7 protein-coding genes are annotated in these 8,146 nt (G+C 68.5%); 3 read left to right on the top strand and 4 right to left on the bottom strand.

The features are described from left to right. Window positions 1–191 precede the first annotated feature (191 nt). On the bottom strand, window positions 192–656 hold the full coding sequence (locus KBI44_20485; protein MBP9146860.1) for a hypothetical protein: 465 nt from the start codon (window positions 654–656) through the stop codon (window positions 192–194). Window positions 657–859: 203 nt separating this feature from the next. Here KBI44_20485 and KBI44_20480 point away from each other — a divergent pair, with 203 nt between their 5' ends. After that, complete coding sequence (locus KBI44_20480; GenBank protein ID MBP9146859.1) at window positions 860–1,873, top strand: zinc metalloprotease; 1,014 nt, start codon at window positions 860–862, stop codon at window positions 1,871–1,873. A 132-nt stretch (window positions 1,874–2,005) separates the two neighbouring features. Here the strand turns inward: KBI44_20480 and KBI44_20475 are convergent, their stop codons facing one another. Together KBI44_20475 and KBI44_20470 are read right to left on the bottom strand one after the other, a co-directional pair. Then, the gene (locus KBI44_20475) at window positions 2,006–4,006 is read right to left on the bottom strand and encodes a hypothetical protein (protein MBP9146858.1); all 2,001 of its coding nucleotides are present in this window, start codon (window positions 4,004–4,006) and stop codon (window positions 2,006–2,008) included. An 86-nt stretch (window positions 4,007–4,092) separates the two neighbouring features. Further along, window positions 4,093–5,160, bottom strand: a complete 1,068-nt coding sequence (locus tag KBI44_20470; GenBank protein MBP9146857.1) for a hypothetical protein — start codon at window positions 5,158–5,160, stop codon at window positions 4,093–4,095. Between the two features lie 319 nt (window positions 5,161–5,479). On the opposite strand from KBI44_20470, the gene KBI44_20465 reads away from it, so the two are divergent. Then, window positions 5,480–6,196, top strand: a complete 717-nt coding sequence (locus tag KBI44_20465) for a hypothetical protein (GenBank protein MBP9146856.1) — start codon at window positions 5,480–5,482, stop codon at window positions 6,194–6,196. 284 nt (window positions 6,197–6,480) lie between these two features. Beyond that, complete coding sequence (locus KBI44_20460; GenBank protein ID MBP9146855.1) at window positions 6,481–6,984, top strand: hypothetical protein; 504 nt, start codon at window positions 6,481–6,483, stop codon at window positions 6,982–6,984. A gap of 121 nt (window positions 6,985–7,105) precedes the next feature. Here KBI44_20460 and KBI44_20455 read toward each other — a convergent pair whose 3' ends face one another. Continuing rightward, window positions 7,106–7,774: a transposase gene (locus KBI44_20455; GenBank protein MBP9146854.1), complete on the bottom strand. Its 669-nt coding sequence runs from the start codon at window positions 7,772–7,774 to the stop codon at window positions 7,106–7,108. Between the last annotated feature and the right edge of the window lie 372 nt (window positions 7,775–8,146).

The following is an 8,146-nucleotide window of genomic DNA, read 5'->3' as shown; positions in this document are numbered from 1 at the left end:
TGGCCCACCAGTGATCGTGGACGTCGTATCCGGGAGCGTCCTGCGGTCTCCCGGACTCGATGAACGACCAGGCCTCCGAAGCTGCGCCGGTGAGCATCAGATAGAACGTCCCCTGGGCGAGGAACTCGCGGCGATCGAGACTCATCGGCTTCTCCTCATGGCGGAGGCTCCCTGGCGCACGCTCGGTGTCATCACAGCGTCGGATCGTGCGCGGCATGGCATTCGGTGCAGCGCTCGCCCGCGCTGTGAGCGGCGACCTCGACCTGCGGATGGTCTTGCGGACGCGCCGGGTCGGCGGCATGGCAGCGGGAGCAGAGGGTGAGGCCGTCGAGCGTCGCCGGTTTGCCCGTCGGATCGTCGGGATCGGCGGCGTGCGCGGCGAGCGGTCCGTGGCACGCCTCGCAGCCGATCCTGCCGTGCCTCGCCGCGGCGAGCGCGGTGGCGATCTCGGAGTGGCACTCCGTGCAAGCGGCGCGGCCGGCGAAGCGGAGAGGCTTCTGTTGATTGGTGCCGATTGCGCCGGGACGGAAGTGCCCGAGCTCGCCGAAGCCCGCCGGGACCATGATCGATCGCAGTACCAGGAAGATCACGACTCCGGCGGCAAAGAGCGCTGCCAGCCTGAATAGATGTTCGGCGTCGCGGGGAATCCTCGGCATGCCGCACCTCCTGTGACGTGAGTCGAACGCCACTCTGGCGGCAGGAGCCCTGGATACCAACCTGCCATGGGGTGGGATGCGGCTGCTACCTCATAGGGTGGCGGGACGGCGCAGCGGCCTGTCGACGTCTCTGCGCTATCGTCCGCGGCATGGTCTCGGGGTTGCGTCCGGTCTGTGCTTCTGCCCTCATCGGTGGGTGGCTCGTGTGCGCAGCGGCTTCACCCGCCGCGGCCGCCTGGAGCGGTGGCCGGGCGGAGGGCTTCCTCGCCGCCTGCGGAGTGGACGACGCGCCCGGCGCGGCAGGGTTCGCGGAGGTCTTGCCGCCGCGAGCCGGGACTCCCGATCCCGCGGACTGCGCGGCGACGTCGTCGAACCCCTCCGCCGACTACGACCCGACGACCGTGCTGACGATCCAGGTCGTGGTGCACATCATCCAGAACGACGGCTGCGTGGCGGGAGGGCTCACCGATGACCAGGTGGCGAGCCAGATCGCGGTCATGAACGAGGACTTTCGCGCCCTTTCCGGCACGCCGGGCGGTGGCGGCGCCGACTCCGGGATCGAGTTCGTCCTTGCGAGTCTCGACCCGCAGGGCAATCCGACCACCGGCATCACCCGCGACTGCAACACGGTCTGGTACAACGATCCGAGCCCCTGCCCCTATTGCGCGGCGCTCGCCTGGGATCCGGCGCGCTACCTCAACCTCTACACCAACACGGCGGCGAACGCGCGGGGCTATGTGCCCTTCCTCCCGGCACAGCCCGGGGCGGGGGTCGGCACGAGTCTGGATCGCGTGGTGATCAACACCTTGGCCTTCGGCCGCCCCGGGCCGATTCCAGCCCATGCCGGCGGCCGCACCGTGACCCACGAGGTGGGGCATTTTCTCGGCCTCTACCACGTCTATTTCAACGGCTGCGGCCTGCCGACGCCGCCCGACTGCTACGCCACCGGCGACCTCCTGTGCGATACCGCACCCGACGCCGCGGCGCACGACATCTGTCCGGTGGGAGCGAGCGGCTGCGGCGGCGTCCTCGCGCCGATCGAGAACTACATGGAGCTCACCGACGACGGCTGCCTCGAGCGCTTCACCCCCGAGCAGGTGCGCCGCATGCGCTGCAACCTGCAGCACTATCGCTCCGGCCTCGCGACCACCCCGGCGATCTTCTCCGACGGCTTCGAGAGCGGTGGCTCGAACCTGTGGAGCCTCACCGCAGGCTAGGGGAAACTCGCCGCTCGGGACACACAAAAGGGACACACAAAAGGGACACACAAAAGGGACACACAAAAGGGACGCAGACCGGTGAGTGTCCCTTTTGTGTGTCCCTTTTGAGTGTCCCCAGGGAGCTGACGGTCAGGGCAGCGGAGTCGAGAAGACGCCGCCGCCTGCCGTGCCGACCCAGAGCCGGAGACTCCCGGGCGCGCCACCCACGGCGAGCGCGCGGACGTCGCGGTGGGGCAGGCTCTCGCTCAGCGAGGTCCAGGTGACGCCGGCGTCGCGGCTGGTGAAGAGGCCGCGCCAGCTGCCGGCGTAGAGCCTGCCGTCTGGAGCGACCGCAACCGCTTCGACGTCCTCGTCGGCGAGCGCCGAGCCGGCCTTCTGGAAGTTGGCCCCGCTGTCGTTCGAGAGGAAGAGACCCTTCTCCGTGGCGACGAAGAGTCGGGCGGGCTGCACCGGGTCGAGGCCGACCGCGCGCAGTTCGGTAGCCGCAGGCAGACCGCCGCCCACCGCAAGCCATTTCGCGCCACCGTCGTCGGTGCGGAAGAGCGCCTTGTCGACCACCGCGTAGACGACTCCCGGCGCCGCCGCGCGCAGCAGCTTCACGTCGTCGCCCGGCAGCCCGGCGCCCGCGGCCTTGAAGCTCTTGCCGCCGTCGAGCGATTTCCAGACCGCCTGGCCCGGGTCGTCGTTCGACCAGGAGCCGGCATACAGGATGTTCGGATTCCCGGGATCCTGCGCCAGGCTCCGGAACTGCGCCGAGGCGAGCTGGCCCTTCATCAGGTCGCGCATCGACGGCTCCTTCTTCTCGAGCGCCCGGAAGCTCCGGCCGCCGTCACTCGACCGCCAGGCGCTCGAGCCGTCGAACGCCCAGATCGTTTCGGGCGACTTGCCGTCGAAGAGCAGGCCGTCGAGCTCGACCTCGTCGCCGTCGTCCTCGAACGGTTCGGCCTTCTCGTCCCAGGTGCCGGAGGCGTCGCGGCGGAAAAGGCCGGTCGCCGTCTGGACGAAGATCGTCGCCGAGGCAGGACTGGCATCGATCCGCTCCACCCAGGCGGCGGCGAGACCGGCGCTCGACGGCGCCCAGCTCGCGCCGCCGTCGGAGCTGCGATAGACGCCGCCGCCGGAGCTGGCGGCGAGCATCTGCCGGGCGTTCGCGGGATCGACCGCGGTCGCGCGCACGAGATAGCGCCCGCTGCCGCCATCCGAACGCTGCCACGTTGCGCCGCCGTCGGCGCTGCGGAAGAGCCCCTTCTCGCAGGCGAGCCAGAGCTGTCTGGGATCCCCGGGTCCGAAGCGCAGGTTGTAGATGTCCTCGGTGCCGCCGACCGGCACCGCGAGCGCGGTGAAGGTCGCGCCGCGATCCACCGACTTCCAGAGCTTGCTCGCGCTGCTCACGGCGTAGACCGTCGCGCTCGTCACCGGATCGACGACGAGGGCCTGGATCGCCGGCTCGAGGCCCGCGCCGACCGGCTTCCAGCTCTTGCCGCCATCGTCGCTGCGCGAGAGGTGGGCCTGTTCGCCGCCGTGCCCGCCGGCATAGACGACGTCGGGGTTCTGCGGATCGACCGCCATGGCGTAGGCGTCCTGACCCTCGACCCGGAAGTCGCTCCAGCTCTTGCCGCCGTCGCGGCTGCGGTAGTGCAGATTCGTCGACGGCACCCAGATGTCGGCCGGCCGCGACGGGGCGAAGGCGATGCGGTACCCGACCGGATGGAGCGTCGTGAGCTGTCCACGGTAGCTGTCGGTCACGGCGCTCCACGTCGCGCCCTGGTCGCGCGAACGCCAGAGCGCCGGTTTTCCGGGATTGTCGACGCCGAGCCAGAGCGTGCCGGGGGTGCCGGGATCGACCTCGAGCCATTCGATGTCCCGATTCGTCTTCGGCCGGCCCGCGGCGACCCAGCTGTGCCCGCCGTCGGTGCTGCGAAAGACGCCGCCGTGCGTGGCCGCGGCATAGGCGAGGCCGGGCGTCCGGGGATCGAAGGCGACGTCCACCACCGTGCCGAGAAACGGGCCTTCCGAGCGCCAGGCGAGGGCGTCCGCAGGCAGCGCCGGCGAGGGCCGGAGCGCACCGAGAAGGCTCGCGGCAAAGGCGAGCGAAAGAAGGGATCTGCGAGAGCGGAGCGGCGGGTACATGGTGCCTCCTCGAAGGGGACGTCCTCCGGGAAGGAAGACGCTATCCGAGGCCGCGGGGGGACAGGAAGGTCCGGCGGCGCCCGCGGTCAGACGCAGTCGGGAGCGCCCACGGCGGTCGACCAGTAGCAGCTCACGCCGTTCTCGAAATTGTCGCGGAAGATGCAGCCGTCGACCGAGTTGCCCTCCGAGCAGTTCCTCGCGCGGTCGGTCGTGATGCCGGTGAAGGGGCCGAAGGCGTTGCCGATCGCCGTCACGACCCGGGCCGGGGCGACGTTTCCCACGGCGGTGCGCGCGTGGCCGACGAAGTTCTCGTCCGTGCCCCCCTCGTTGCCGATCAAGAGCTCGTCGCCTTCGGTCAGGACCGACTGATGCGGCGCATTGAGCAGCGTCGCCGCGCCCCGGATCTCCCGCAGCGCGGCGGTCGTCCCGCTCGCCGTCCGGGAGTAGAACCGCACGGCGGTTCGTCCCAGGTCGACGACGATGAGCTCGTCGTTTTCGAGGTCGACCAGCAGGCCGCGCGGATTGCCCGTGGGCGGACCGGAAAGTGTGAGGGTGCGCAGCGGCGCGACATTGTCGGCGGCCGTGCGGGCGAAGACCCGCACGCGCGCGGCGCCGCTCGAAGTGGCGACATAGAGCTCGTCGTGCACGAGGTCGAGGAAGCCCATCGTCGGGAGCGCGAGACCGGTGAGTGCGCCCGTGATCGTGCGTGTCGGAGCGACGTCGCCGTCGGCGAGCCGGGGGAAGACGCGCACGGCTCCGGCCGCATCGACGACATAGACCTCGTCGTGAACCAGATCGAGAATCGTGGCGCAGGCGTTGACGAGCCCGGTGCTCGCCCCGGTGATCCTGCGCCGCGGCGTGACGTCGCCCTCGTCGTCCATTCCGAAGACCAGAATGGCGGGAACTCCGAGGCAGCCGCTCACCCAGAGCTCCCGGTGGACACGGTCGGCCGCCATCGTGAACACGGCCGGCAGCTCGGTCAGGACGCCGGAGATCTTGCGCAGCGGCACCACATCGCCGCTCGCGTCGTCGGCGAAGACCAGGATCTCGGTGTCCGAGCCGACGAAGATCTCGGCGGCGGCGGAAGCGTCGAGGGCAAGAGCGCAGAGAACGGCCGACCCGAGGGCGGCAAAGTGGCGGCGGGGGACTCGCATGACCGGATCCTGTCCCGCTTCGCGCCGCGGCGCCCCACCTTCTGGAAGGGGGTCCGGGAGAGTGGCTACAGGGGAAGCGGGTAGGGGGGCTGCAGGCGAGATGCAGCTCGACGCCGGCGCTGAGCTCGGCTTCGCGGCCCGGCGCCAGCCAGAAGAGGTCGGCGAACCTGGAGGAGCGGAGGAGAATGTGTCCCTTTTATAGGACATCTGGTCGTGGGCCACCCACCGGTGGACTTCTAAGTGACCTCTTTGGAACCACTTGCGCCGCAGCGCTCGCCTGGCATGCGTCTCGCTAATTCCCTTCGCGGGAGGAACGAGGATGAACCGATTTCACGCTGTCCGCCACCCGAGCATCGTTGCCGCCACTGTCCTTTTTGCCGTGGGCGGGCTCTTGGCCGCTCCGGCGACGCGCGCCGATTTCCCCCTGCCGCTGCCGCACGAGATCCATCGTGAGGTGCGGGCGCACGTGCACGATGCGCTGCGCACACTGGTCCGGATTCCGGCGGAGATCCATCGCAGCCACGTTCAGAATCTCGAGGTCTTCCTGGGCGGCAACGTCTACTACGCGCCGCACCGCCATCACCACGCGACGTACAACTTCCCGGTTTCGATCGACGGCGGTGTCTTCTATCGCCCCTACACCTACTGCAACAACCGGCTCTACGGCAGCTACGCCTCGCGTCCGCAGTTCTGGGCAGGATGGGGAGTGCCCTCGCAGGGTCACTGGTGCCAGAGCCATCGCTCCTACTATCCGACCGGACACTCCTGCTTCCGCCGGCCGTCGCGGTCGAACGGCTCCTACGGCTACAACTCGCACCCGCGCGGCTATCGCAGCGACTCCTACGGTCACAACGACCGCGGGTACCGCAACGAACGTGTTCATCAGAACGATCGTGGGTATCGGACCTATCAGAACAATCAGAGCCATCGGAGCGAGCGGAGCTATCGCAGCCAGAGGAGCTACCGCAGCGAGCGCGGCGACCGGAACCATCGTCACGACAGCTCGTGCCGGCACGACCGGCGCGGCCGCGACTAGAGATTCGAGAGCAGGCCTGCCAACAGGGACTGTCCCGCACGAACGGGGACAGTCCCCTTTTTTGTCTCCTTGGGAAGTCGAGTTCGTAGCCCGGTAGGATGCGGTAAGCGAAGCGCACCGCATCGGTCGCGGGACGGTGGAGTCATTCGAAACGCGATCGATGCGTTTCGCTTCGCTCGACGCATCCTGCATTTCATGTCCCCCAGCTCCCGGCCGGGCGAATGGCGCTCGCTCGGGGCAATCTGCGTTCTCATGAGCAGAGACCTTTCATCGGAGGAGTGCCCATGTCCCCGCTCGTTCCCGTCCCCGCCCACAGCCGTGCTCCGTGGAGGATCGTCCTCGCCGCTCTCCTCTGTGCCGGGGCAGGCGGGCTGGCCGCCGCCGCCGACGCTCCTGCCGATCCCGACCCCGGTAAGACCGTGACCCTCGCCGATGTCGAGAAGGTGGTGGGTGGCAAGTTCACCAGCCGCTCGCCCGAGCCGGGCGCGCTTTTCTATGAAGAGGTGGGTGGACCGCGTCAGGTCAACGTCTATCTCTGGCCGGCGAACGGCAAGAGGCTCGACGACCTCAAGCCGAACCTGGTCAGCAACGGCGAACCGATCGAAGAGATCGCCGGCCTCGGCGACGGGGCGATCTTCCGCCCGCAGGGCAGCGAGGTGCTGGTCGAGGTGACGAGCCCCTCCGGGGAGCTCCTCTGGTTGACCATCACGGTCCACAATGTCGACACCCCGGCCGACCTCAAGCGGATCGCCCTCGATCTCGCCAAGCGCGGCGCCGCCCGCCTCTGAGGCGAGCCCGGCGCACGCGCTCTGGGAAATTGGGGACAGTCCCCAATTTCCGTAAGTGCATTCGCAATAAGGAGATAGCGCAATCGCAGCTGATTGGGGAAGGTCCCCGGTTCGCGCTCAATCAGCTCGATCTGTCGGCCGGTGGGCGGCCGCGACGGCGGCGCTGGAGGGAGCGACCGACTGCGAGCTCGATGAGGGCACAGAAGGCATCGGTTCCGAGAGGCCTTCCCGCATGGCTCTGCTCGCGGAGGCGCGATTCCGCGATGTCGTCCTTCGTCTGAATCCAGGCGTTCCAGTCCGGCAGGTCACCGGGCAGTGGACGATCGGGCGCCAGAAAACTGTCCACACGCAGTCCGCAGTGTGCGCGCGCGCTCGACCAGGCATAGGCCTGTGGCGACGCGGTCATGCCGGCGCGTACCGGGTTGCGCTCGATGTAGCGCGCGACCACCGCGACGGTGGCGCCCTCGACCGGGTGCGAGTAGAACCGGTTCGCCCAAAGATGACCGGTCCAGGTGCGCCGCCGGTTGATGTATTGCGCGTAACGGCCTTGAACGAGCCCGAGTGTCCGGCCAAGAGCCCCCGGCGCTGCAATTCGCACCAGCAGGTGCACGTGATTCGTCATGAGGCAGTAGGCCCAGAGTTGGAGTCCATAGCGTTCGCTGGCCTCCGCAAGCCAGCGCAGGTAGCGGTCGCGATCTTCGCGTTCGAAAAAGATCTCGCCGCGGCGGTTGCCGCGATGCGTGACGTGGTACACCAGTCCGACCGGCGCGATTCGAGCAGTTCTCGGCATATCCCTCGAGCGACCGGCTCGCCGACTATCGGCGCTCCACGAGCTCGCCTCCTGAAAAGGAGAAAGACGCAGAAACCGTGCGCTATCTGGCATTCAGCATGAGTGAATGAATGGGGACTGAATTAATGGGGACAGTCCCCAATTTCGGCATCTATTTGATTCCACTGGGTTTGGGATAAATGGGGACTGTCCCCATTTGTTTCTGAATCGACTGCGGCGCGGGCGCTTTCGTTAGAGTGGCGGCCTCATGTACGACCTCATCGGCGACATTCATGGCCACGCGGCCGAGCTCGCGGAACTGCTGCGCCGGATGGGCTACGCGCGCCGCGACGGCGCCTGGCGGCATCCGGAGCGCCTGGCGGTCTTCGTCGG

The organism is Thermoanaerobaculia bacterium (assembly GCA_018057705.1).
Lineage (GTDB): Bacteria > Acidobacteriota > Thermoanaerobaculia > Multivoradales > JAGPDF01 > JAGPDF01.
This window is presented reverse-complemented; position numbering and strand designations above follow the sequence as displayed.